Annotated in this window: 21 protein-coding genes; 11 read left to right on the forward strand and 10 right to left on the reverse strand. The window is 43.2% G+C overall.

Annotated elements, in window-relative coordinates; genetic code table 11:
* Window positions 1-243: 243 nt before the first annotated feature.
* The 5 genes from NVS78_RS13355 (at window position 244) to NVS78_RS13375 (ending at window position 4714) form a co-directional block, all read left to right on the forward strand.
* Window positions 244-747: a hypothetical protein gene (locus NVS78_RS13355; protein WP_286359605.1), complete on the forward strand. Its 504-nt coding sequence runs from the start codon at window positions 244-246 to the stop codon at window positions 745-747.
* Between the two features lie 3 nt (window positions 748-750).
* Window positions 751-2193 (forward strand): glycosyltransferase family 39 protein, encoded by a 1443-nt coding sequence (locus NVS78_RS13360; protein ID WP_286359606.1) that lies wholly within the window; start codon window positions 751-753, stop codon window positions 2191-2193.
* A complete protein-coding gene (locus tag NVS78_RS13365) occupies window positions 2190-3101 on the forward strand; it encodes a glycosyltransferase family 2 protein (RefSeq protein ID WP_286359607.1) in 912 nt (303 codons plus the stop codon). The genes NVS78_RS13360 and NVS78_RS13365 overlap by 4 nt, the downstream gene beginning before the upstream one ends.
* A gap of 63 nt (window positions 3102-3164) precedes the next feature.
* Window positions 3165-4115 (forward strand): signal recognition particle-docking protein FtsY, encoded by a 951-nt coding sequence (gene ftsY, locus NVS78_RS13370; RefSeq protein ID WP_286359608.1) that lies wholly within the window; start codon window positions 3165-3167, stop codon window positions 4113-4115.
* 131 nt (window positions 4116-4246) lie between these two features.
* Window positions 4247-4714: a low molecular weight protein-tyrosine-phosphatase gene (locus tag NVS78_RS13375; RefSeq protein ID WP_286359609.1), complete on the forward strand. Its 468-nt coding sequence runs from the start codon at window positions 4247-4249 to the stop codon at window positions 4712-4714.
* 215 nt (window positions 4715-4929) lie between these two features.
* Here NVS78_RS13375 and NVS78_RS13380 read toward each other — a convergent pair whose 3' ends face one another.
* Window positions 4930-5880, reverse strand: a complete 951-nt coding sequence (locus NVS78_RS13380) for a phosphoribosylaminoimidazolesuccinocarboxamide synthase (protein ID WP_286359610.1) — start codon at window positions 5878-5880, stop codon at window positions 4930-4932.
* A gap of 21 nt (window positions 5881-5901) precedes the next feature.
* The gene (locus tag NVS78_RS13385) at window positions 5902-6846 is read right to left on the reverse strand and encodes a PhoH family protein (RefSeq protein WP_286359611.1); all 945 of its coding nucleotides are present in this window, start codon (window positions 6844-6846) and stop codon (window positions 5902-5904) included.
* Window positions 6847-7005: 159 nt separating this feature from the next.
* Here NVS78_RS13385 and mazG point away from each other — a divergent pair, with 159 nt between their 5' ends.
* The 5 genes from mazG to menA all read left to right on the forward strand — a co-directional run bounded on the left by mazG (window position 7006) and on the right by menA (window position 13488).
* Window positions 7006-7803 (forward strand): nucleoside triphosphate pyrophosphohydrolase, encoded by a 798-nt coding sequence (gene mazG, locus NVS78_RS13390; RefSeq protein ID WP_286359612.1) that lies wholly within the window; start codon window positions 7006-7008, stop codon window positions 7801-7803.
* Between the two features lie 16 nt (window positions 7804-7819).
* Window positions 7820-8176, forward strand: a complete 357-nt coding sequence (locus NVS78_RS13395; protein WP_286359613.1) for a hypothetical protein — start codon at window positions 7820-7822, stop codon at window positions 8174-8176.
* Between the two features lie 163 nt (window positions 8177-8339).
* Window positions 8340-11570, forward strand: coding sequence for an FAD-dependent oxidoreductase (locus NVS78_RS13400; protein ID WP_286359614.1), 3231 nt, complete (start codon window positions 8340-8342; stop codon window positions 11568-11570).
* A gap of 144 nt (window positions 11571-11714) precedes the next feature.
* Window positions 11715-12557 carry a CvfB family protein gene (locus NVS78_RS13405; protein WP_286359615.1) on the forward strand — a complete coding sequence of 281 codons (843 nt, stop codon included), beginning with the start codon at window positions 11715-11717 and terminating at the stop codon, window positions 12555-12557.
* 25 nt (window positions 12558-12582) lie between these two features.
* On the forward strand, window positions 12583-13488 hold the full coding sequence (gene menA, locus NVS78_RS13410; RefSeq protein WP_286359616.1) for a 1,4-dihydroxy-2-naphthoate octaprenyltransferase: 906 nt from the start codon (window positions 12583-12585) through the stop codon (window positions 13486-13488).
* 143 nt (window positions 13489-13631) lie between these two features.
* Here the strand turns inward: menA and NVS78_RS13415 are convergent, their stop codons facing one another.
* The 4 genes from NVS78_RS13415 to NVS78_RS13430 form a co-directional block, all read right to left on the reverse strand.
* Window positions 13632-14009, reverse strand: a complete 378-nt coding sequence (locus tag NVS78_RS13415) for a DUF3127 domain-containing protein (protein WP_286359617.1) — start codon at window positions 14007-14009, stop codon at window positions 13632-13634.
* A gap of 70 nt (window positions 14010-14079) precedes the next feature.
* Complete coding sequence (bamJ, locus tag NVS78_RS13420; RefSeq protein ID WP_286359618.1) at window positions 14080-14784, reverse strand: BamJ family beta-barrel-assembly machinery protein; 705 nt, start codon at window positions 14782-14784, stop codon at window positions 14080-14082.
* A gap of 17 nt (window positions 14785-14801) precedes the next feature.
* Window positions 14802-15404 (reverse strand): BamJ family beta-barrel-assembly machinery protein, encoded by a 603-nt coding sequence (gene bamJ / locus NVS78_RS13425; protein WP_286359619.1) that lies wholly within the window; start codon window positions 15402-15404, stop codon window positions 14802-14804.
* A gap of 118 nt (window positions 15405-15522) precedes the next feature.
* On the reverse strand, window positions 15523-16179 hold the full coding sequence (locus NVS78_RS13430) for an ABC transporter ATP-binding protein (protein ID WP_041504590.1): 657 nt from the start codon (window positions 16177-16179) through the stop codon (window positions 15523-15525).
* An 81-nt stretch (window positions 16180-16260) separates the two neighbouring features.
* Here NVS78_RS13430 and NVS78_RS13435 point away from each other — a divergent pair, with 81 nt between their 5' ends.
* Window positions 16261-18393: a Tex family protein gene (locus NVS78_RS13435; protein WP_286359620.1), complete on the forward strand. Its 2133-nt coding sequence runs from the start codon at window positions 16261-16263 to the stop codon at window positions 18391-18393.
* 20 nt (window positions 18394-18413) lie between these two features.
* Here the strand turns inward: NVS78_RS13435 and NVS78_RS13440 are convergent, their stop codons facing one another.
* From NVS78_RS13440 to NVS78_RS13455, 4 genes are read right to left on the reverse strand one after another with little or no spacing between them, the layout of a single operon-like run.
* Entirely contained in the window at window positions 18414-20759 is a 2346-nt protein-coding gene (locus tag NVS78_RS13440) for an ABC transporter permease (RefSeq protein ID WP_286359621.1), read from the reverse strand.
* Between the two features lie 16 nt (window positions 20760-20775).
* Window positions 20776-23157 (reverse strand): ABC transporter permease, encoded by a 2382-nt coding sequence (locus NVS78_RS13445; RefSeq protein ID WP_286359622.1) that lies wholly within the window; start codon window positions 23155-23157, stop codon window positions 20776-20778.
* Between the two features lie 4 nt (window positions 23158-23161).
* Window positions 23162-25537, reverse strand: coding sequence for an ABC transporter permease (locus NVS78_RS13450; RefSeq protein ID WP_286359623.1), 2376 nt, complete (start codon window positions 25535-25537; stop codon window positions 23162-23164).
* A 56-nt stretch (window positions 25538-25593) separates the two neighbouring features.
* Complete coding sequence (locus tag NVS78_RS13455; protein ID WP_286359624.1) at window positions 25594-26844, reverse strand: efflux RND transporter periplasmic adaptor subunit; 1251 nt, start codon at window positions 26842-26844, stop codon at window positions 25594-25596.
* Window positions 26845-26860 lie beyond the last annotated feature (16 nt).

Here is a 26860-nt window from a genome sequence, read left to right on the forward strand (position 1 = left end):
GAGTAGGTCGATGCCGAATTTAGGGAGAAGCCACGAGAGATCGTGGCTTTTTTTTTATTGTAGATTGTAGATTTTAGATTGTAAATTAAAAACGGAATTCAATCTACAATTTAAAATCGTCAATCATTTAATCTCCTAATCCATTTAATCTCTCAATCTCTTATCATTCTGTCTCCAATCGTTAATCTATAATTCTCAATTGTCAATTTTTTTTAATATTTTTGTCAAAAATAGGACGATATAATGAATAATACGACTTCTTTTATAGTTAAAAATATAGCGGCTTTATTTTTGATGGTTTTTGTCGTACAGACTGCGGTTCGCGATAACGGCGGGTATAATTGGGTTTTTTCTATGTTGAAGGGAAATCTGGAGATGATAAAACGCTACCCCCGGATGAGTACAGAGCAGAAGAACGAGATTAAACATGGAGCGAATTTTAATTATTTACATTTTCTAAAGACCAATACTCCGCCGGATGCGGTTATTCTGTTTCCTCCGAAGGATACGCTCTTACATGTTAAGCTTTTTAAAGATAAGCCCTCCAATAGTGCTTCTTTGAGAAATAGGATATGGGCGTCTTATTTTGTATATCCTCGTAAGATTATATATGCCGATAGTTTGAAAGGGTGTCCGGCTGAAGTGACTCATATTGCCGTTATCGACAAACATGGGTACGAATATGTAAAAGATAGCGTCGATTGGGCTACCGCTCCTGCTTTTTCTGTTATACCCATAAAAAGATAATTTATGATAGCTTTATTTTCAATCGTATCGGTGTACTTGATAGGGATGATTGTTTTGAGATTGATCAGCCGGGAATGGTCGTTATCGGAAACATTAGGTTTCGGTTTTCCTATCGGTATGGGATGTGTGACGGTATGGATGTTTCTTATGGATGTTTTGGGGATCTCTTTGATACGCGGGACTGTTTTGTCTGGTACTTTTTTATTGGTGGCGTTTTTATATTTTCTTTTGTATTGTTTCAAGAAAGATCAGGATATTTTTGCACCTATAAAACGGTACGTCCGTAAGGGAGAGATCAGTAGACTTTTACACAAACAAAATGCCGGAGTTTTATTTTTGTCGGGAGTATTGATCTATTTGATTTATCTGGTAACGGTAAAGGCTTTATACTGGCCTGCTATTCATTACGATACGATTGCCGGGTATGATTTTTTAGCCCGGGCGATTGCCCACGAGGGAACGCTCCATAATTCTCTTTTCGATCCGGCCCATCGTTTGGTTTCTTACCGTAGTATTTATCCTCCCCTTTTTCCTTTAAGTTTTGCCTATGCATATATTTGCGGGGAAATGTCGGTAAAGATTATTCCCATCTTGTATTATGTCTCGATTGCCTTTTCTTTTTACGGTTTATTACGTCGTTATGTGAATCCGTTATCATCGATGTTGATGGTATTGATTTTGTTGGCAACACCTGAATTTGCGGCACAATCGACCTTCTTAATGACGAATATGCCGCAAACTATTTATACTTTGATCGGAATGATCGGTTTTATTTGTTGGTTTAATCGTAAAGGAGAGCGTTATTTTGCCCTCAGTATTATTACCTTGACTTTGGGTGTCTGGGGACGAACGGAAGGGGTTGTATTCTTTATTCCCTGTTGTTTTGCTTTGGCTTATCGACTGATACGGGAATGTCGGGAGCGGTCGTTGTTTTCCCGGGAAAATGTAAAGAGGTGTTTATGGTTTGGTATACCTTCTTGTGTCGCTTACGGAACATGGGAAATCTATCTGAAATACGTTCTGAAAGCCTCTGATTTGCAACAACCTTTTAAGCTGGGAATTATAGAGTTGGAGGGTAAGTTCGACTTTATGATGCGTATCGTTGAAGAGATCAGTTTTTCTTCTCAATTGTACGGTTGGGTTATTTATTTGGGGATCACGGCTTTCGTGTTGAATCTGATTTACCTGATGTATAAACGGGAGTGGTCGTTTTTCAATGGAATTACCTTGTCGTTGATCGTTGCGGCGTGGTGTATTTATTTGTTGGTCTATTATCAGATCGATGTACCTTCTCTTGATATTTTTGAAGGTTATATCAGTTATGGTTACAAGCGAGGACTTTTTAATTTCTTGCCTTTACTTCTCTTCTATTTTGCCACTTCGAAAGTGGTACAAAATTTCTCGAACCTGTTGTATATGGAGTATCCTCAAAAAAAAGTAATATGATGAAAACCTGTTTGCTTATTCCTTGTTATAATGAAGGATTAACGATTCGTAAAGTAGTGGATGATTTTAAAAGAGAAATACCTGATTTAGAGGTGTATGTGTATGATAATAATTCTACGGACAATACCGTGGAAGAGGCTTTATCGGCGGGAGCTATCGTACGTAAAGAGCATCGGCAGGGAAAGGGGAATGTCGTAAGAAGCATGTTTCGGGATATCGATGCCGATATCTATATTATGGTGGATGGGGACGATACTTATCCGGCCAAGGCGGTTAAGTCGCTGTTGGAACCCGTTGAAAAGGGAGAGGCAGATATCGCGATCGGAGATCGTTTGAGCAACGGTACTTATTTTAAAGAAAACAAGAGGTCTTTCCATGGTTTCGGTAATAATTTGGTTAAGTTTTTTATTAACTACTTTTTTCGTACGGATTTGAAAGACATTATGACAGGATACCGGGTTTTCAGCCGGAATTTCGTGAAGACTTTTCCTGTAATTAGCGAAGGGTTCCAGTTGGAAACGGAAATGACCATATTTGCCTTGAGTAAATATTTCAGAATCGTAGAGGTACCGATAGACTTTTCTGAGAGACCGGAAGGGAGTTTCTCCAAACTGAATACTTTTTCTGACGGTTTTCGGGTTATCATGTGTATTTTCAATATGTATCGGCATTATAAACCTTTGCGTTTCTTTACCGTTATCGCCTTATTTTGTATGATACTGTCTTTTATTTTCGGTATCCCGGTAATCATGGAGTATATAGATTACCAATATATATATAAGGTTCCTTCGGCTATATTGGCCGGATCATTGTTTGTTATTGCAACTTTGACTTATACCTGCGGTTTGATTTTGGATGCGTTGGCTTACAAAGATCAGGTCTTTTTTGAGCAGATATTGAAGAAATGATTGATGAGCGTAGGGAATAGGTTTTAATTTTATATATTCGTGGTTTGAAACAAGATTTGGGAAATGGCATTATTCGGTTTATTTAATAAAAAGAAAAAAGAGAGCCTTGATAAAGGTTTAGAGAAGACAAAAGAGAGCGTTTTTAAAAAGCTTTCTCGGGCAATAGTCGGAAAATCGAAAGTGGACGATGAAGTTCTCGATAACCTGGAAGAGGTTTTGATTACTTCGGATGTAGGAGTGGAGACTACTGTCAGAATTATTCGCAGGATTGAAGAACGGGTCGAACGAGATAAATACGTCGGTGTAGAAGAGTTGAATAGGATCTTGAAAGAAGAGATCGTGGATCTTTTGAAGGAGAATAACGTATCGGATTACAATTCATTCGATTTACCGCCGGGAGACGAACCTTACGTGATGATGGTTGTTGGGGTGAACGGGGTCGGAAAGACAACTACGATAGGTAAGCTCGCCAATAAGTTCAAAGAAGCCGGAAAATCCGTGGTATTGGGTGCTGCCGACACCTTTAGGGCTGCTGCCGTCGATCAGTTGGTCATCTGGGCCGAGCGGGTCGGAGTACCTATTGTAAAACAGGCTATGGGAGCAGATCCGGCGTCTGTTGCTTACGATACGTTGAGCAAGGCGAAAGCCGATCATGCGGATGTGGTCATAATCGATACGGCAGGACGTTTACACAATAAAGTCAACTTGATGAACGAGTTGACAAAGATTAAAAAGGTAATGCAGAAGGTAATACCGAATGCTCCTCATGAGATTTTATTGGTGTTGGATGGCTCCACCGGACAAAATGCTTACGAGCAGGCAAAACAATTTACGTTAGCGACAGAAGTAAATGCATTGGCCATAACCAAATTGGATGGAACGGCTAAAGGGGGGGTCGTGATCGGTATTTCGGATCAATTTAAGATACCGGTGAAATATATCGGTATAGGAGAAAAAATGGAAGATCTGCAAGTGTTTAACCGGGAAGAGTTTGTCGATTCTCTGTTTAGTTAAGCCGAATGATTTAATTGTAAGTTGTAAGGAATGCCGTGATTCAATGATTTTGTGATCGAGAGATTGAATTCGTATCTGCTGATTTCTGAATTTTAATTTGATAGTGTCTACTTAAGATTCTTGAATTTCAATTGAAAAAGATTCTTTTTGTTTGTCTGGGTAATATCTGTCGTTCTCCGAGTGCGGAGGCGGTAATGAAGTATTATGTGAAAGAGAGAGGATGGGAGGATCGATTTTTTATCGACTCCGCCGGATTGAGCGGATGGCATTCCGGAGAACCGGCAGATGAGCGGATGCGACAGCATGCTGAAAACAGAGGTTACGAGTTGACCAGTCGTTCCCGTAAATTTTATCCTCCGGCCGATTTTAAAGAATTTGATATGATCATCGGTATGGACGATCAAAATATCCGGGATTTACGCGCTTTGGCCGATACGGAGGAGGAGTTGGGGAAAATACATAAAATGACCGATTTCTGTCGGCATTTTTCCTGTCGAACGGCAGTACCGGATCCTTATTATGGTGGGGAGGCCGGTTTCGAGTTGGTGTTGGACCTTTTGGAAGACGGGGTTGAAGGATTGCTCGATGCATTGAAATAACCCATTGGAACGGGTACCGTATGCTATTTTAAAATGGTAAATTAAAAGATGCTGAGATATAATGATTATAAGATTCAGTGATTCAGTGATTGGAGAAGAGTTGACGATTGAAAGAGGGTAAGAGCAGCATTCAATAGTAAATCATGAATCAGGAAGAATAAAACCCCGAAAGTTTCGATATCTGACTTTCGGGGTTTGCATTGTTTGAATATTTTTTATTTCAACAGTTTATCGAGGCACTCGTTCACGTTTTTCTCGATTCGTTCCAGTATGTTTGTATTTTCGGCCTTGCTGAATTCGGTTCCCGTTATGTTTTCATAAAGTTCGATGTACCGGTCGGTAATGTTTTTCACCACCGCCGGAGTCATTTCAGGTACTTGTTGCCCCTCTTTTCCTTGAAAGCCGTTTGCCATCAGCCATTCGCGAACGAATTCTTTGGAAAGCTGGCGTTGTTTTTCTCCTTTTGCTAATCTTTCTTCATATCCGTCAGCATAGAAATAACGGGATGAATCCGGTGTGTGGATTTCATCTATTAAGAAGATCTGTCCGTTTTTCTTTCCGAACTCGTATTTCGTATCCACGAGGATAAGTCCCATTTTAGCCGCCATTTCCGAGCCTCTTTGAAAAAGAACATACGTGTATTTTTCGAGCATTTCGTAGTCTTCTTTGCTGACCAAACCGCTGGCGATGATCTCTTCTTTGGATATGTTTTCATCATGGCCTTCCATGGCTTTGGTCGTCGGCGTGATAATGGGGGAGGGAAATTTCTGGTTTTCAACCATTCCTTCGGGGAGTTTTATCCCGCAAAGCGTTCTGTTCCCGGCTTTGTATTCTCTCCATGCACTGCCTGCCAGGTAACCGCGGATAACCATCTCCACCTTGAACGGTTCGCACATGTGGCCGATTGTTACCATCGGGTCCGGAGTGGCGATTTTCCAGTTGGGAACAATGTCGGAAGTGGCATCAAGAAATTTCGCCGCAATCTGGTTCAATACTTGTCCTTTGCAAGGAATCCCTTTGGGCAGGACCACGTCAAAAGCAGAAATTCTGTCGGAGACGAGCATGACCAGGTATTCGTCATTGATGTTGTATACATCCCGAACTTTTCCGACATATAGATTTTTTTGTTTCGGAAATTTGAAATTTGTTTTTACAATCGCTTCCATGTTATTCGCTTTAATGATCTGTTATATGGATTTTTTTTCATTGTTGTAAGCTTTCACGATCTCTTTTACGAGACGGTGGCGAACGATATCGTTCGTGTCGAATTCTACAAAGGCGATGCCCTTGATGTCCTTTAGTATCTTGAAAGCATGAATCAGACCTGAATCGTTTTGTTTCGGAAGATCGATTTGGCTCATGTCTCCCGTGATGACAAATTTAGCACTGATTCCCATTCGCGTAAGGAACATTTTCAATTGATTGCGGGTCGTATTCTGAGCCTCGTCCAAAATAACAAAGGCATCGTTTAAAGTGCGGCCGCGCATGTAGGCCAAAGGTGCGATTTGAATGACTTCGGATTCTAAATATTCGGTTAACTTCCGAGCCGGGATCATATCGGACAAAGCGTCGTACAAGGGTTGGAGATAGGGATCTACTTTTTCTTTCATATCTCCCGGCAAAAATCCTAAACTTTCTCCTGCTTCAACAGCCGGTCGGCTGAGTATAATCCGTTTTATTTCTTTATTGCGTAATGCCTTTACGGCTAAGGCTATGGCCGTGTATGTTTTCCCTGATCCAGCGGGACCGGTAGCAAAGAGCAGGTCGTTGGTTTTGGAGAGGTCTACTAATTTGCGTTGATTGGCTGTTCTTGCCCTGATAATTTTTCCCCCGTTTCCGAAAACGATTATAGATGCCGGATCTTCCGGATCTTCAATAACGTCGTCTTCCAGGATGATTCGTTTCAGGTTGGCGACCGTCAGCATATTGTATTTGTTATAATGTTCCAGTAAGGCGTTTACCTTGGCGTTTAAGATTTCGATATCTTTTTCTTCTCCTTGAACGATGATTTCGTCACCTCTGGCTGTGATTTTTAATTTGGGGAAAAACTCCTTGAGTGTAATGAATTTTGCGTTATTAATGCCGTAAAAGTCAATGGGATCAATGTTTCCGATACTTATTCTTCTCTCCATCGTGAAATTAAAATAAATAACTTATTTTTGCAGGTGCAAAGTAGTTAAAACAATCGAGAATTGAAAATAAAAATGGGGTTTATCCATTAAGGATTCACGGCCTTGTCCGAGAGAATTTCGAGGTTTTGAGGAAGCCGTTATTAATAATTTTAAATTGTAATGAGTCAAGATATTGAAAAGAGAAAAGAGGCTTTTGCCGATTTGTTGGATATCATCGCTACCCTACGGGTGAAATGTCCCTGGGATAAAAAACAGACCTTGGAGAGTTTACGAAATTTGACGGTGGAAGAGGTGTATGAATTGGGGGATGCAATCCTGAAAAAGGATATGCAGGAGGTAAAGAAGGAGTTGGGAGATCTGATCATGCACATTGTTTTTTATGCTCGTATCGGTGAGGAGCAACAGCAATTTGATATAGAGGATGTGTTGGTAGAGATTTGTGAGAAATTGCGTTACCGGCATCCTCATATATACGGGGAGGTACAGGTGGAGAATGAGGATGATGTGTTGCGGAATTGGGAGCAGTTGAAATTGAAGGAGAAAAGTCGGCACCATAAGGTGTTGGAAGGAGTCCCGTCTGCTCTTCCGGCAATGATTAAGGCTTTTCGGGTGCAGGATAAGGTAAGGGGAGTTGGATTCGATTGGAAGCAAAAGCAAGATGTATGGAAAAAGGTAAGAGAGGAGCTGGATGAGTTACAAGCGGAGATGCAACGGGAAGATACGGAAAAAATGGAAGAGGAATTCGGTGATTTTATGTTTGCCTTGGTCAATGCCGCCCGTTTATACGGTATTAATCCGGAAGATGCATTGGAGAAGACGAATCGGAAGTTTATTCGTCGTTTTTCTTACATGGAGAGTAAGGCAAACGAATCGGGAGTGAAACTTGCCGATATGTCTTTGGAGGAGATGGATGGGTATTGGAATGAGGCCAAGAGACGGGAGAAAACAGATAAATAAAAAAAGTCCAGATCGTATGATTATGATTGATTTAACGGGTAAATGGAAATATAGGGAAAATTACGGTTACGGTATTACGGAAGGGGAGTTGTTTTTAAAGCAGGAAGGAAGTGAACTCTCGGGCCGGATCATATTTACGGATAAACCGAAGGAAGAAGAACCTTATATGCTGCAAGAATTTTTAAAAGGGCGTATCGAGGAACATAAGGTGAAGTTGGATGCGGTGGAGGTAGATATTATTCATTCGGAACATGAAATTTATTACGAATTGGACAGTTGGTTCGGGGTGCTGGTTGATGATGTCACCATTATGGGAGTAAGTGTCGATGCGCAGGGAGTGGAAGGAAATTTCAGTTTTGAGAAAGTAACGTGAGGATCTTTATATTTGGATATAGACGGGATAAGTTTTTTATAAAACAGGCGGAAGAAATTTAGCGCGTATTTTAAAAAGTTGACGAAAGTCAGCTTTTTTTTGTTTGTAATAGAATACATTGCCAAGGATATAATGAAAAATAACCTACTAAAACCTATATCTTATGTCAAAAATTAATCATCATCCGATTTTAGATGTTCCCAAACGTGATAAAGTAATTTTTACTTTTAACGGGAAAAAAATAGAGGGGGAGTGTGGAGGAACGATTGCGGCAGCTCTTCATCAAGCCGGTTATCCGGTACATAGTCATAGTTTGGATGGGCGTAAACGTTCGTTGGCTTGCGGCATTGGAAAATGCGGTGCTTGTGAGATGTTGGTAGACGGAAAAGTAAAGCGGATTTGCGTGACGAAGGTAGATGGGGTGAAAGAGGTGCGGGAGATTGCCTCCGGAGAGATGGCTAAAATAAAGGAGGCAGCTCCCGAGGCATCCCGGAAAATATTACGTACGACGGTAGTGATTGTCGGCGCCGGGCCAGCTGGCTTAGCTGTTAGAGAGGAGTTTGAAAAACGGGGAGTTGATAATATCGTTATCGATAATAACGACAAGATCGGTGGACAGTTTAATATGCAAACGCATCAATTTTTCTTTTTCGAAAAGGAGAAACGGTTTGGAGGGATGCGGGGATTCGATATCGCGAAGACTCTGGCCGGAGAGAATATGGATGGCATTTACCTGAACTCAACCGTGTGGGATATTTTGGAAGGGAAACGGGTAGCTGTGAAAAATTTAGAGACAGACACGGTTTTCTTTGTCGATGCGGATTATTTAGTTGTGGCCACGGGTGCCGTTCCTTTTATGCCTGCTTTTGAGAATGACGATCTGCCGGGCGTCTATACGGCAGCCGTGGTTCAGAAAATGATGAACAATGAATTTACGTTGTTGGGAAAAAACGTGCTGACCGTGGGAGCCGGGAATATCGGTTATCTTACCTCCTACCAACTGATGCAGGCAGGAGCCCACGTGAAAGCCATCATAGAAGCTATGCCGAAGGAGGGCGGGTTTCCCGTGCAGGCGAATCGGGTACGTCGGTTGGCGATTCCCATCATGACGTCTCATATGTTATTAAAAGCTATTCCCAATGCCGATTATACCGGCGTCACCGGAGCTGTCATCGCCGAATGTGAAAATTTCAAACCGGTGCCGGGTACGGAAAAGATATTGGACGGAATAGATGTTATTAATATCTGTACTGGATTGATACCGGATAATCAATTATTGACAAAGGGTAAAGCTGTATTCGGCGCTAATTGTTATGCCGCCGGGGATGCGGTAAGAATTGGGGAGGGAACGAGTGCCGTGCTTCGCGGTAAACAGGCAGCGGTAGAAATCATGATCGATTTGGGAGTCCGGATCAATTACGATGATTATTTGGTGTTATCCAAAGAGTATATCGATTCGCAGCAGCATCCGGTACGAGTATTGGAGGAACCACGTTTGCCGGATCTTACGAGAATGAAGCAAAGAGGATTCGTGCAGATGGATTGTTTGTATGGTTTTGCCTGTAATCCGTGTTCTTTTGCTTGTCCTCACGGAGCGATAACAAAAGAGGCTACTTTTACAGTTCCTTATGTCGATTATGACAAATGTATCGGTTGTATGGAATGTGTGTATCAATGTCCCGGATTAGCCATATTCGGGTATGATATGCGTAAGGATACCCTTTTCTTACCTATCGAATATGAGGTGGCGGAAAAGGAAGAGGTATATTTAGTTAACAATTACGGGGAAAAGTTAGGATCGGGAATCATCGAGAAAGTGTTGCATAAACCGAATAAAACCAATATAGTCAGGGTAAGATCATTGGATATTCACGGGGAAGAGTTGGTAAAAGTTCGAGGTTTCGTCGTAAAGAATCGTTACCCCGAGAATTTGAAGATGGAGCCTTTGTTGAAGGATAAGAAAGAGGCTACTTTTATTTGTCATTGTGACGATGTGACTTTGGACGACGTTTTGCAGATCGTCGGCGATCGTACTTTTATCTCTATCGACGAGATAAAGCATTCTACCCATCTGGCTATGGGACCTTGCCGGGGAAAACGCTGTATCCCGCGTTTGAGGACGGCATTAAGGGCCAAAGGAATTGAAATTGTCGGGGATGCCACACCGCGGGCACCGTTATCCAATCCGTTGACTTTAGGTGAAATCTATCCTTCTAAAGCCGGGGATGTTTATTTGGTGGCCAATCGGGAAGGTTTTAAAAAAGTTGAAGTAGGGGCATTGATAGCGGGAGGAGGTATCGCCGGAAGTGCTTTGTTCCGTTATATGGCGGAAGCGGGAATGAATCCTGTTCTGGTAAATGCGGATCGGGGATCTTCCTGGCGAAACATCGGGGGAGGTCGTACGGCATTCTCTTTACCGGAATTAGCAGAAATCGCTGAACGTAATCATCAGTTATTTAAGGATCTGCAAAGAATATCCAATATCGATTACAAGGCTACCTGTTACGTGAATCTCGCTCACGATGAAGCTACCTATAACGCATTGGAAGCCAGTAAGGCATGGTCCGATGCTTATATGGTCGATCCGAAAGATTTCAAAAAAGAGATTTCTCCGGCATTTAGCACGAAATCCAAACGTTATATAGGAGCTTTGATCACGAATAATTGTTGGCAAGCGACCCCGGGGAAGGTGGTTGAGTTGATACGCAATATCGGGATAGCTGCCGGAGGCCGAGTCATAGAAGATTGTAAGGTGATCGAGGTGGCTCGCGAAGGTTCTACCTATTCTGTCTTGGTATTGACTCACGATAAAAAATACGTGGAATTCCGAACCGAGAATTTCGTAAATGCCTTGGGAGCCGGGGCCGGAAAGATTTGTGAGAGCTTGGGTATTCAGGCGGGACTTTATCCCGTAAGGCATCAAGCTTTTATAACCCGTCGATTACCGATGTTAGGAAAAAACGGGAATAGTTTGGATATGCTGATCGATCGACAAGAGTACAAAGGTTTCTCGGCCGTTTACGGTCAACAGATTGCTTATACGGGACAGATTATCGGTTGTGCTTCTCCGCGGGTGGATGCTTTGCGAACGGATAAGGACTTGATGTTGAATACGAAAGAATTTTTGGAGATTATCGGGGAATTCTTTGTGGATTGGATTCCCGATTTGGCCGGGGTCGGGATTCAGGCTACCTGGTCTGGTTATTACACGGAACCCCGTTATATCGTCGATCCCGAGTTGGGGTTGTTTGTCGGCATGCGCGGGCACGGGTTTATGTTGTCGCAATATATCGCCAAGATGTACGTGGATAAATTGATGGGCCGCCCTGTCCCGGAGTATTTCGATAAGCTCAAACTGAACGGACCGGGATTAGCGGAGAGGGCATTTAAGTGATTTTGTGATTAAGTGATTCTGTGATTAAGTGATTGACGATTATTGATTTTAGATTGTAAATCGGGTGCTGAATTTTTAATTTACAATCTAAAATCTACAATTTATAATTAATTCCTATCTTTGTACCCAAATAAATAACGAGAGATGATAAAGTTAGGAGAGTATAATATATTGAAGGTCGTTAAAGAGGTCGATTTCGGGTTGTATTTGGATGGAGGGGAGTATTGGGGCGAGATTTTGTTGCCGCGGGGTGAGAATGCTCCTAAAGAGGTCAGAGAGGGGGATGAGTTGGAAGTTTTTATCTATTTCGATTCGGAGGACCGGATTATCGCGACCATGAATAAACCCAAAGCCATCGTGGGTGATTTTGCTTTGTTGAAGGTAGTAGGAACGAGTAAGGTAGGTGCTTTTTTAGATTGGGGATTGCGTAAAGATTTATTGGTGCCGTTTCGGGAACAACGAGAAAATATGATTGTGGGGAGGGAGTATTTGGTTTATGTTTACGTAGATCAGGTGACCGACCGCATCGTGGCCTCTTCGAAATGGCATAAGTTTTTAAATCAAGAGCCGGCGGATTACAAGGAAGGAGAAGAGGTAGAGCTTTTGATTGCCCGGCGGACCGATTTGGGATATAGTGTCGTCGTGAACGGCAAACACGAGGCCGTGATCTATCGGAACGAAATTTTTCAACCTTTGACCGTGGGTGAACGGGTTACGGGATATATAAAGAATTTGCGGGAAGACGGGAAAATCGATTGTATCCTGCAAAAGAATGACGGTCACCAGCAAGTGGATCGGTTGTCTCAATTGATCTTGACCAAGTTGGAAGAGAACGGCGGGGTTTTAGCCGTCTCCGACAAGAGTGCGCCGGAAGATATTTATCGTTTGTTCGGTTGCAGTAAGAAAAACTACAAAAAGGCAGTAGGCGGATTGCTTAAGCAACGCCGGGTGGAGATCGGAGAACATGAATTGAAATTAATTCGATGAGAGGTCTTTGAGTACGGAGGAGAAAATGTCTAAGAGTAAAGCCTATATTACAAGTCTTCGATTAAGAACATTGCCTTTATCCGTATCCGGCGTTTTATTGGGAGCTATGTTGGCCGCGAGTGACGGTTATTTTAGGCCGTGGGCTTTCGCGTGGGCGATCGTGACGACAATGGCGTTACAAATACTCTCCAATTTGGCTAACGAGGTGGGCGACCTGGAGAAGGGAACCGATAACGAAAGACGGTTAGGGCCTATCCGAAGCGCACAGAGCGGAGCGTTGAGTAAACGGGAGATGATCCGGGCCATGTTGTTCTTCGGAGGTATGGCGGTCGTTACCGGAAGTTTGTTGGTATACGATGCTTTTGGGGATCTGTTGGATCTGAAAAGTATTATTTTGTTCGTTGCCGGAGGAGCCTCTATTGTGGCTGCCGTGAAATATACGGTGGGGGATCATGCGTACGGTTACCGTGGCTTGGGCGATTTGTTCGTTTTTATCTTTTTCGGGATAGTAAGTGTTTTGGGTAGTTATTTTGCCATGGCGGGCCGTTTGCCGTGGATTGCCCTTTTTCCGGCAGTCTCAATCGGGCTTCTCTCCACCGGGGTATTGAATATGAATAACATCCGGGATATGGAAAATGACGAAACTTGCGGAAAACGAACGATTCCCGTCATGTTGGGAATAAGAGGAGCAAAAATATACCATTTTATCATGATCGTAATGGCTCTCGTTTGTATGGTCCTGTATACTATTTTGCATTCTAACGGCTGGTTCGGGTATCTTTTTACATTAACTTTACCCCTGTTTGGAATTCATTTGGCGAAAGTGTATTATGGAAAAGGGAGAGCCCTCGATCCTCAATTAAGATTTCTTTCTTTAAGTACGTTGCTTTTGACGTTATTGGTTGTGATAGGACAAATGATGTACAATTGACAATTGTAGATTAAAAAATTCTGTGATTGAGTGATATAATGATTCTGTGATTGGAATTAAGATTTCGATATTCTGTAATTTAAAAAATAAACTGACGGGATTTCCCGTCAGTTTATTTATAATTTAAAATCTACAATCTACAATTAAAAGGGTAGATCGTCGGCCTCCGGCATAGGAGGGATATCTTCCACCCGGTATTGGGGAGCGGGGGTACCGGCCATTTGCGGCTCGGCCTGGATTTTTTCGATTCTCCACCCTTCGAGATTGGTGAAATAGGAGATTTGTCCGTTGTTTTCCCATTTTCTTCCCCTCAGGTTGAAATAGACTTTGATGTCTTCGTTCAGGTGGATGTTTTCAAGCAGGTCACATCTATCCTGTATCAATTGGATTTTCACGAAATCGTTCCATTGGGAGTTTTTCTCGTTTTCCACCTCAATGACAAATTCCCGTTTTTGGAAACGATCGCTAATCTTTTGGGTATCTTCTTTATAAATTAATTTTCCAACAACTTCGTAGTTCATATCTTTATAATTAAAACAAGCCCAATTCATTTGGGCTTGTTACTTATTTTCATACAGCGTGATAAATTATTTACTTTGCGGCAGGGGAAACGATCTCGAGTAATTCAACTTCGAAGACCAATGCTTCATTCGGACCGATGGGGCCGCCGTTCGTCCCTCTCGGGCCGTAAGCCAATTTGGAAGGGAGATAAAGCGTCCATTTGGAACCTACGGGCATCATCTTCAATGCTTCAGTCCATCCGCGAATGACACCGTTTACCGGGAACTCCGCGGGTTTGTTGTGTTTGTATGAAGAATCGAATTCTTCTCCGTTAATAAAGGTTCCTTTATAGTGAACTTTCACGATGCTTGTGTCGGACGGAATCGCACCTGTACCCTCTTTTTCGATCTTGTATTGCAAGCCGCTTTCGGTTGTTTTTACGCCCTCTTTTTTGGCGTTTTCAGCCAGGAAAGCTTCTCCTTTTTTCAAAGTCTCTTCAGCTTTTGCAGTCATAACTTTTTGAATGTAGTTACCGAGGAATTGTTGCATTTCCATTAAGTCTGCCGGAGCTTTTTTCTTCTGTAAAGCGGTATTCATACCGGCAATAATAGCCTCTACGTTTGGTTTATCCAAACCGTTTCTGGTTAACATGGTACCGTTCATATAACCGATATAATAACATGCCGTGTCAGCTTCTGTTTTTAAAGTAGCGGTAGTTTTTGTCGCGTTGTTACAACAGCTGGTAAAACCGAGAACAACAACAGATAACATTAAGATCAAATTCTTAGTATTCATAGTTTTATTAATTAAAATTATACGATATCCAGTAATTCTATATCAAAAATCAAAGTCTCGTTGGGACCGATGGCTTGTCCTGCCCCGTGTGCTCCGTAAGCCAGTTCTGACGGGATAAATAATTGCCATTTGGAACCCACGGGCATCAATTGTAAAGCTTCCACCCAACCGGGAATTACCCCGTTTACGGGAAATTCTGCCGGTTCTCCGCGGCGGTAAGAGGAATCAAATACGGTACCGTTGATCAAACGTCCTTCATAGTGGCATCTAACCGTGTCTCCCGCTTTGGGGATTGCTCCGTTTCCGGTGGAGATCACTTTATATTGCAGGCCGCTATTCAGGGTAATGACGTCCTTTTTTGTTTTATTCTCTTTCAAAAAGGAAGCTCCGGCTTCTTTTGCCGCATTTCCTCTTTCGTTCTGTAATTTTTCAAAATAAGTCTGTAAAATCTGATTGGCTTCTTCCGGGGTGATTTCAGGCATCTGGCCAGCGTATACACTACGTAAAGCATCTACAAACGCTTCCGTATTTATTTGATTAACACCGGATGAAAGGAGGTTACTTGCAATACTTAGTCCGAAACAATAACTCACTTTGTCTAACTCTTCAGTATACTTCATTTAAAGGTTGATTAATGAATAAATATTTTATTTTCTAATTGACAAATGTAAAAACAATGCGTGAAATCACAAACAGGTTTGAGCCATTTTTTGCAGTACGTGAAATAAACGGAAAGATTTAATCCGAAGTGATTCTCCCGTCGCGTAATTTTATTTGTCGATCCGACATGGCTGCCAATTCCGAATCGTGGGTGACGATCACGAATGTCTGTCCTAATTTTTCCCGTAAAGAGAAAAAGAGCTGGTGCAATTCGTTTTTGGTTTGGGTGTCCAGGTTACCGGAGGGTTCGTCTGCCAATACCACTTTGGGGCGGTTGATCAGGGCTCTGGCCACGGAAACCCGTTGTTGCTCGCCTCCGGAAAGCTGATTAGGTTTATGATGGATTCTGTCGGACAGCCCTAAAAGTGTTAAGAGTTTCAGTGCTTGTTTTTCCGTTTCTTTTTTTCCTTCTCCCTTGATCCATGCCGGTATACACACGTTTTCCAAGGCTGTAAATTCTGGTAGCAGATGATGAAATTGGAACACGAAACCTATGTTTTGGTTGCGGAAGATGGAAAGTTTGTTGGAAGAGAGTTTCGCCACATTAATGCCGTCGTAATAGAGTTCCCCCCGATCCGGCGTATCCAACGTACCGAGAATGTGTAATAACGTGCTTTTTCCTGCTCCGCTGGCTCCCACGATAGTGACAATTTCTTTCTCCTTAATCGTCAGGTCGATGCCTTTTAATACTTCTAACTCTCCGTAGTTTTTAGTTATATTTTTGATTTCAATCATACGATGATTCGCTATTTTTTCGGTTTAAAGATAGTGATAAATGTGGAGAAGCCGTATATTAGCGGATTAAAATACGAATTTATGGAATATTATATAGATCCTGTTGTGTTTGTAGCGGAAAAGAGTGGCTTCGGCGGTCGATACGTGGAAAATTTGTTGAATCTGCTGGATGAAGGAGCGACGATTCCGTTTATTTCCCGTTACCGGAAAGAGATGACCGGAAGTATGGATGAAGTGGGGGTCGGAAAAGTACAGGAGATTTACGGGCAGTTTAAAGAATTGGAGAAGCGTAAAAAGACGGTGCTCGATAGTATCGAACAGCAGGAAAAGCTGACATCCGAACTGAGGAAGACGATTGAGAGTTGCCGGGAACTTCGGGAATTGGAAGATATTTATCTTCCTTATAAACCTAAAAAACAAACCAGGGCTTCCAAAGCAAAAGCGAAAGGTCTGGAGCCTTTGGCCGCCATGTTGATGAAACAGGAGGGGGGAGAGGTATGGACGAAAGCTACCCGTTTCGTGAAAGGAGAGGTGGAGAATGAGGAAGAGGCGTTGCAGGGTGCGAGGGATATTATAGCCGAATGGGTCAGTGAAAGTGAGCGGGCACGGAATACGACCCGGCGTTTTTTTGACCGGGAAGCGACGATTACTTCTAAAGTGATAAAAGGAAAAGAGGAGGGGGGAGAAAAATATAAGGATTATTTCGATTACGCGGAGAGTTTACGTCGTTGTCCGTCTCACCGGATGTTGGCTATCCGGAGGGGAGAGAGCGAGGGTATTTTGAAGGTAAGCATAGGTGTTCCCGACCAAGAAGCCGTAGAGGCGTTGGAAAGGCAATTCGTAAAAGCCAGGAACGAGAGTGCGGAGCAGGTGAGGGAGGCTGTACGGGATGGTTATAAACGCTTACTCGTCTCTTCCATCGAATCTGAATACAGTGTAGCAGGCAAGCAAAAAGCCGATGAAGAGGCTATTAACGTTTTTGCCGAAAATTTGCGCCAATTGTTGTTAGCTCCCCCGTTGGGCAGTAAGCGGGTATTGGGTATTGATCCGGGATTCCGTACCGGTTGTAAGGTGGTTTGCTTGGACGGGACGGGAAACCTCGTGCATAACGAAACCATCTATCCGCATCCGCCTCAAAACGAAGTACGACAGGCGGCTAATAAGGTCACCCAATTGGTGAGTGCTTATAAAATAGAGGCTATCGCTATAGGGAACGGTACAGCAGGACGGGAAACGGAGCGTTTTATACAAAATCTGCGTTATGACCGTAAGATTCAGGTTTTCGTGGTGAGTGAAAGCGGGGCATCCGTCTATTCGGCCTCTAAAATAGCCCGGGACGAGTTTCCCCAGTATGATGTAACCGTTCGCGGAGCCGTGTCGATCGGGCGTAGGTTGATGGACCCTTTGGCCGAATTGGTAAAGATAGATCCTAAATCGATAGGCGTGGGACAATATCAGCATGATGTCGACCAGGTGAAGTTGAAGGAGAGTTTAGACCGGGTGGTGGAGTCTTGCGTAAATCGGGTAGGTGTAAATGTGAATACGGCCAGTAAGTACCTTTTGACACATGTTTCCGGTTTGGGACCTGCTTTGGCGGAAAATATCATAGAATACATAAAAGAGAACGGTCCGTTCAAAAGCCGCAAAGAGATAAAGAAGGTGAAACGAATGGGGGAGAAGGCATTCGAGCAATGTGCCGGATTTCTGCGTATAGCCGATGCGGAATATCCGTTGGATAACTCTTCTGTCCATCCCGAATCCTATGCTGTGGTAGAACGGATGGCAGAAGATTTGGGACTTCCCCTGAAGTCTTTGATCGGAAATGAAGAGGCATGCGGTAAAATCGATTTGAATCGCTACGTGGACGAACGGATCGGTTTGCCTACCCTAAAAGATATTATCGAGGAGTTGAAAAAACCGGGACGGGATCCCCGGTCTGTGGCAAAGGTGTTTAGTTTTGACGAGCGGATTCATTCCATCGATGATCTTCAGGAAGGAATGGTCGTACCGGGTATCGTGACTAACCTGACTAATTTCGGAGCTTTTGTGGATATCGGTGTAAAACAGGACGGTCTGGTCCATATTTCGGAGATTGCCGATCAGTTTATCTCGAATCCCACGGAGATCCTCTCCTTGCATCAACATGTGAGCGTCAAAGTGATTCAGGTGGATAAAGTCAGAAAACGGATCGGGCTTTCCATAAAACAGGTATAAATTATATTAGACGAGAGTTATTACTCGTTCCCCTTTAGGACATTTACCGGATTTTCCCGTGCGGCGTTGACGGTTTGCCAGATTACCGTTAACAGGCCGATTGCCAAGGCGGAGAGCCCGGCCATGATAAAGGCTCTTGGCGAGAGGGAAGATTTATAAATAAATCGGGTGAGCCATTGCTCTGAAAAGTAGTAGCCGATGGGGATAGCGATTCCGTAAGCGATCAGAATCCATTTTATGAATTTCCGGCATAGTAATATAACGATCTGATTTTCGGTAGCTCCGTTGATCTTTCTTAATCCGATCTCCCTTTGTCGGCTCTCCACGGAGAACCACGCCAGTCCGAAGAGACCGAGGGCACTCAGTAGGATGCTTAGCCAGGAGAAAACCGTAAGGGTTTCCATGATCCGGACTTCTTCCCGATGAAATTCCAGGTACATCTCTTCCATGCTCTGCGTGAGGAGTGGAGGGAAAGTCGGGTAGTTGCTTTGCCATAATTCCCGAAGTTTGGTTTCGGTTACTTCCCGGGAACCTTTTTTTATCCGGATGGTAAGGCGGCTGGAGCCGTCGGGTGAATAGCGGATCAGCATGGGTTTGATGCCTTCGGTGAATTTATTCGTGGCATAGTCGGCAATGACCCCGATAATTGTATACCTTTCATTGTAATCGTAGGTGAACGTTTTCCCGATGGGAGTCGGCCATCCCATTTTCCGGACAAAAGATTCGTTCACGATGGCCTCGTGGTAGGCTTTGGGGCCCGGGGAAAATCCTTTTCCTTCCGCGAGTGGAATATCATAGCATTCGAAAAATGAATCGTCTGCGTCGGTTATGTTGATGATGGTATCTTTTCGAGAGTAGGTAAAATTCTGATGCATGGCCGAACCTGTAATATACAGGATTTCCGGTAGGGCATGGAGTTGTTCCTTGAAGTTCCGGAATTCTCCTTTTTCCAGAAAAAAAACTCCCCCGTGTAACGCTATAATCTCTTCCGAATGAGGGCGGCTGTGAACGATATAGTTCATTTGGTTCCGGATATTAAACATTAGAATAAACAGAATAATGGAGAGGGAGAACTGTACGATAACAATGTTCCGGGTCAGTCGGTTCCGTCGTGAGAGTTTTCGTTTTAAAATAGGACTTAACAGGCTGTCTTTCAGTTTTAAACTGATGTAAATGACAGGGATAGATATAATCACCGTTAACAGAAAAAGCAATATCAACGGGGTTTGTCCGGATAGGAAGTCCGATATTTGCATATCGCTTTGGACAAAACTGTTGAAGACGGGGAGTAACCTGTAAATAAGCATCAGGGCGATACCCGAAGAGAGAAGGGTGAGCATGGCAGATTCTCCGATCAATTGCTTGTAAATGCCGTTTTTCGATTCCCCGAGTACCAGTTGGATACTGGTATTTTGTAATTGTTTGAACGTGCGGGTCATATAGATGTTGATATAGTTGAAGCAGGATACGATCAGGATAAGAAGGGCGACACTCAGGCTCGTGTAGATGAATGTCGGATCCCGTTTATCGATCAGCTCATTATAGTAGAGATAAGATTTTTCCGAGAAGTAGAGTTGATTGCTCGGTTTTAATACGACCTTACCCCTGTTGGCATTTAAATTTTGAATCAGGGTATCCTGACTGATTTTTTGCTGAAAGGTTTGCGGGTTGACCGACTCGTTTAGTTTAACGAAAGCGTAGAATTGACTCGATCCCTGAGCTTCGTTGATTTTATTTTCGGCAATGCCCCATAATATCCCGAAGGAGAGGAACGTCTTTTGACGGTCGTCGATGACCGCGGTGATACGGAATTCCTCTTCTACCGGAATATAAGTTATTTTGCCTTCTATATTTTTAATTGCATAGCGGGTAAGGCGTAGCGTTTTCCCGACAGGATTTTCTTTTTCGAGGTACTTCCGGGCGAAAGAGCGGGTAACGGCTATTTCATTTTCATGGGCGAGAGTGGATTTCAGGTCTCCGGACAACATTCTAAAATGAAAAAAATCTACGGTCTCGGGTATCACGGAGTAAGCCTGTTCGTAAGGAATCTCTGTTTTTCCCGGAAAGAGGTTTACGGGTTCGTTTCGAAAAACAGCATGGGATTCGATCTCCGGATAACTTCTTTGCAGGTAATCGGCGATCTCTCCCGAAAAAAGAGTGTTATAGGATATTTCTTCTTTTGTTTGGATGAGGTAACATTTTTCACTTGCCGGGATAGCTTGGGCAATCCGGTATTCATGCATGACGAATCCTGCAAGCAGCATGCTTGCCGTCAATCCGACGATAAGGCTGACGATGGATATGAACGTGTATATTTTGTTTTGTTTCCATCCTCTGAGTATAATCTTGATGCTTGTTTTTCGCATGGCTGTACAGTTTAGGTTATTCGTTTTTTAATACCTCTACCGGATTGGTCCGGGCGGCCTTCCTGATTTGCCAGGTAGTCACTCCGAGTACGATCAAGGCAACGATTCCTGGAACAAAGATAAAGATCCATCCGGAAATTTCCGTTTTGTAGGCGAAACCCTCCAACCACTTGTTCGACAGGATATAGGCGATCGGTATGCTTAAGGTGCAAGCCGTCAGTGTTTTTTTCATGAAATTCCGGTTTAATTCTCGGGTGATACGGGATTCGGAAGCCCCGTTTATTTTTCTCAGAGCGATCTCTTTTCTTTTTGTTTTAGCCACGAATGTCGAAAAGGAGAAAATTCCCATACCTCCGATTAGGATAGCGATGATCGTGAAAATCATAATCATTTTGACGGTCGCTATGTCTTTGTCATAAAAATCGGAATCCGCGTATTCATGGTAACTGAAAAGACTGCCGGGATAGATCCGGGTATATACTTGTTTTATATAATCAATGACTTCCTGACGTTTACCGGGTTGGTAACGGACAATCTGATTCGTACTTCGCATGTACAGGCCGTTATATATAACAACGGGCTGAATGGGTTGGTACAAGGGATTAAAGTGGAAATTTTCCGTTATTCCGACTATCTTGACACGTGTATCGTACAGATTTATGATAGCATCTTGCGGGGAATGCAAGTTCAGTGTTTGTACCAAAGCTTTGTTCACGATAACTTCCCCGTAATAAGAATTGGGATTATCGGGATCGTATTCGGTAGAGAGTTCCTGAGGCATACGTCCTTCGTTTAATGTGATCCGGTAAGTAGAAAGATAGTCGTTGTCACCGATAAGGGTTTGTATCTTTATTTGATGATCGGGTTTATTTTCCGGGTAAAGGTCTATGTAGAACGAAGGGGATTTGGGTAGGGATTCTCCGTTGCTGACGGTTACGATATCCGGGTTCCGCAAAAGTTCTTTCTTACATAAACCGATGCGATTGGGTACCAGGAAATGGAGCGTATTTTGAGTGCTATACCCTAAATTTTTATTTTTAATGTAGTCCATTTGACTGTAAATGACAGTAGAGGAGAACAATAGGGCACAGAATATAGCCATTTGTGTTATCGTCAGCATCTGTTTTAAGCTCGAATGCGGTGGAGCGGACCGGAAGGAACGGTAGAGTCCGTTCCTTTCCAGTCTGTTCCTGATGTAAAAGAATAAAAATGACCCGATCATCCCGGCAGTAATCGTGATTATGAGAAGAAACAGGAGTATTTCTTTTCCACCGAAAGTAAATGCATAGGGATGATGGGGCGATAATATACGGTTAATAACAGGATGAAGCAGGTTGCCAGCCCCGATAGCGATCCCGAAAGCAATAAGAATTTGTAGCCCGATTTCTACGGACAATTGCCTCTTAAACGTGTTGGAACCGGCTCCGAAACACTTCTGTAAAGCGAATCCGGTGATCTCCTTTTGTTGGAATTGTGCTGTTTTGATCATGATATAATTGGAGGCGGCTAAAAACAGAATCAGTAGGGTAATGCCGCATAGTAGGAGAGTGAAAAGCCAAGAGCCTCTGAGCATATTATCGGGAACGATATGGCCGGAATGAAAATAGATCTCCCGGAACGGTTGAAGTTTAAACGCTTCGTTGCCGAGGGTCCCCGCGGGAAAATGTTTGGCCGTCAGCAGGGGAATCGCTTTTTCGATCTTCGCGGGATCAGCCTGATCGTTTAGTTGCAGAAAGAGATGAGTCCCGATGACACCCCATCTCTCAAATATATCTTTCTCGTGTACGGGGGATAGGATGATATCTGCTTGAATGGAGGAGGTAGGGGGAAGATTGTCCATTACGGCAATGATCTGGAACTCTTTACTCGAATCTTCCCGGTAAGTATATTTGGCTCGAATGATTCTTCCGATCGGGTTTTGTGTCCCGAAAAATTGTTCTGCTTTTCGGGAGGAGAGTATCGCCCAGTTGGAGACATCGGGGATATGAGCATCTCCCGTCAGAATAGGAAAATGAAATAGATCGAAAAGCGAAAGATCGGCGTACATGCAAGCTGATTCAAGGAATATCTCCGTGTCTCCTTCCGGTTGAATACCGAGGGATTGAGGAAAGAAACACCGTACGTAGTTTTCTATCCCCGGAATCTCCTTTTTAGCATAGGGACCGATGATACCGTAGGTCCGGCCCGACCATCGGGGAGAATTTTGATCGTTATGGGTTACGCGATAAATCTTTTTCGTACCGGGGTGAAAACGGTCGCTTTCCCATTCCCTGCTGATATGTTTAAATATCAGCAGAGAGGCTGTAAGAGCTATGGTCAGTCCCGTGAGATTGATCAAGGTGTAGCTTTTGTTACGAAGTAGTTTCCGAAATATAAATTTGATCTCTTGCCGGAACATAGTTTTATTCTTTTTTAAGCGTTTCTACGGGGTTGGCACGGGCTGCCCTAACGATTTGCCAATTAGTCGTCAGCATGACAATGAGAATGGTCGTAACGACTACTCCTATGTATAGCCCGATCGTCATGTCGGTTTTATAGGCAAATCCTTCCAGCCATTTTTTACAACCGAAATAAGCAATAGGGAGACTAATAAGGCAAGCCCCGATAATTTGTCGCAGGAAAATAGAATTTAATAATCTTACGACCTCTCTTTCCGAGGCTCCGTTTACTTTTCGTAAGGCAATCTCCTTTCTTTTATTTTCCGCCATAAACACGGAGAAGGCGAAGATACCCATTCCTCCGATAAATAAGGCGAGGCCGGTAAAAATATAGATCAACCGGACGAAAGCGATATCCTTTTCGTATAATTGAGAGTAAGGGTATTCCGAGTAGTGAAACAGAGCAATCGGAAAACGTTTCCGGTAAAGTTTATGGATGTAATCAACGACTTCGTTACGTTTCCCTTCCCGGTAACGTATGCTTAGATTCCAATCGAAGCCTAAAAGATCGCATCCGATAATGACCGGTTTGATCGGTTGATAGAGGGATTCGTAATGAAAGTCATTTACGATCCCGACAATTTTTAACGTGGAAAAACCGTAATCCAGGATGGACCCGATCGGTTGTTTCAGGTCGAGCTGTTTAACGAGCTTTTGGTTGACAACTACTTCTGCCTCCTGAACCGGACTGTTCCGGAATCTCTCTTCCGCCTTTAAGTTGGAAAGGAACTTCCGTCCTTCGACCAACTCGATCCGGTATGTATCGATATAATCGAGGTCTCCTAATAGTACATACGCATCGATAATCGTTTCGGGACGTTCTGCGGCAAATGTTTTAAATGAAGACCAATTTCCGATCGGAAGCGGTCGGCCGTTGCTTACCGACAGTATGTCTGGATGACGTAAAAGCTCTTCTTTGATACTGCTTGTCCCTTTATAACCTTCCCATTCGATACACAGTACATTTTGGGAATCGAATCCCATCGGTTTGTTCCGTATAAAAGCCATTTGCCGAAAGAGTACGACGGAACAAAACAGGAGAGCCCCGAATATACAGATTTGAATAAACATGAGCATTTTTTTCAAATCGATGGAAGAAGAGTTTTCTTTCTTTATTTTTTGTTCCCGGATCTCTCTGGCATAATGGAGGTAAAGAATACCTCCGACACAGATGGTAAACAAAAGAAGTATGATTAGAAACCCGACAGATTCGACTATCGATAAATGAAAGGTATACACGTGAATTGGGGATATGATCAGGACAAAATGGGGATGAAGGAGATAGACTCCGATCAGGGTAAAGAGTGATGCAATACAGAGATGTATTCCGGTTTCCTGCATGATTCTCAGTAAAATATGGCGATTTTCGGCTCCCAGGCATTTTTGTAGTGTAAAGGTGTTGGCCTGCCTGTGAATTTGGGCTAATTTAATCATCAGATAATTACATGCCGCCAAGAAGAGGATGAGTAAGGTGATCCCACTCAGGGTCAGGTTGAATTGGGGTGATCCGAGTATGAAAGCTGGTTCGAATTCCCGGATATGGCCGGAATGCAGATGCAGTTCTTTCAAGGGTTGGAGCCTGGTGATCCGATTCGAGTAATATTCCGGATCGCCGGAGAGCCTGAATTCCAGATCCGGAATGGCTTTTTCTATGTCGGAGACGGATACGTTTTTATCGATTTGTAAAAAAGTATTGCATGAATTACCCTGAGCATACCGATAGGTCCATTCGATAACAGAGAAGTCAAGTATAAAGTCCGCCTGAATAGACGATCTGTCCGGAATATTTTTCATGATACCGGCAATGTGGTAAGGAATACCCAAATCGTCATTTGTTTTTTTTATCGTGATCTCTTTTCCCAACGGATTTTCTTTGCCGAAATATTTTCGGGCCATTTTTTCCGAAATAACGATCCAATATTTCCGGGGTATTTGGGTGTCTCCCTGAACGAGGGGAAACGAGAAGACTTGGAATAGTTGAAAATCAGCGTATCTACACGGATTCTCCGGAGTATATTCCCGACTGTTTTCCGGTTTTACCAAAAGAGTTTGAGGAGCTGTTACCCGGACAAAGTTTTTGACGCCGGGAATCTCTTGCCGGGCCTGTTCTGCCATGGGGCTGCAAAATTCACTCTCCCAGAATTCATTTCCCGCCTTCTGGAAGGTAACGCGATAGATATCCTCTTTGTTCTCATGAAAGCGGTCAGTTCTCCACTCTTTTACCACGTATCCGTACATGAGTAAGGCTGCGGTAAAGGCAATGAATAATCCGGTTATATTGATAACGGTATAGAGACGGTGACGGGACAAGTTTCTGCATATGAATTTGAGCTGATTCATGGGAAACGGATTTCTTTTTACGGTTTATTTGAATGCAATGTATAAAAAGATTGTTTTTATTTAAAGATCAGTCTTTCGTTATCCCCGTACATTTCGTAGCCGGACGTGATCACTTTTTCACCGGGCTGAATTCCTTCCAGAACCTGATAATACCTGGGATTTTGTTTCCCTATTTTGATTTTCCGTCGGTAGGCCTCTTTACCATCGGGCGTAAGCACGTATACCCATTGTCCGCCGGTACTTTGGTAAAAGCTTCCCCGGGGAATCAATATCGATTCGTCGGAAGCTCCTAATTGTAAATTGATATGGTATGTCTGTCCTGTCCGGATGTTATCCGGGATCTCTTCCGTGAATTCCAAGTCGGTTTTGAATTGCCCCTCTTTTACATCGGGGTATACTTTTATTACTTTCATGTTGAAATCTTTTCCCTGTCGTTCCAGGGTGGCTTCCAAATCTTTGCGTACCCGGTCGATGTAATGTTCGTCGATCAGAGCGGTTACCTTATATTTGCCTAAAACGTTTATTTTTCCGATTTGCGTACCGGAGCTGATGTATTGTCCGATTTCGATATTCAGTTCTCCGAGTTGCCCGTCGATAGGGGCACAAACTTCCAACTGGGCATATCGTTCCCGGGTCAATATCAGATTACGTTTTCTGTTTTCCAGTTTGCTTTTCATGATAATGGCCTGCCTGTGGCGTCGGATGGAATCCTTGGCTTGTTTTTCCGAAATCAATTGCTGACTTTTGATAGCAAATTCATAATCCTCTTTGGCGATGAGGTATTCTTCTTTGGCAATCAGGTCTTCTTTGTAAAGCTGTTCGTTTTGTAAATATTTTCTTTTTTTCCGTTCGGTATCCAATTCCGTGTTCAGTCGTTCCTGTTGTAGGTTGAGGGTTTCTTTTTCCAAATCCAAAAGGGCATTTTGGGTGTTGTTCTGTTCTTCCACGAATCCGGCCTCGTTATTCAGTATTTCGGTTTCGAGGCTTTGGTTCTCTAAGCGGAGAATGACCTCTCCGGCTTTTACCATCTCTCCGGCTTCTTTAAATTGCTCTTTCACTCTTCCTCCTTCAATAGCCGTGAGTTGTGAAAAGTTAAGGGGTTCCACGTTTCCCATAATGCGGATATAGTCGTTGAAAACACCTCGCGTAACCTCCTCGATGGTGACTTTGTCTTTATCCACTCTCAGGCTGGATTGGTGATTGCCGAATATGGCCCAGCCGATAAATAACAGGATAAAAACGGTTCCGGCCAAGTAGGGAATATGTTTTTTCTTTAAACCTTTTTTTTGTTCAATGGGTTTGTCCATGACGTATTTGTTTAAT

Origin of the sequence: Gabonibacter chumensis, assembly GCF_024741215.1 — a bacterium.
GTDB classification, from domain to species: domain Bacteria; phylum Bacteroidota; class Bacteroidia; order Bacteroidales; family Marinifilaceae; genus Gabonibacter; species Gabonibacter massiliensis.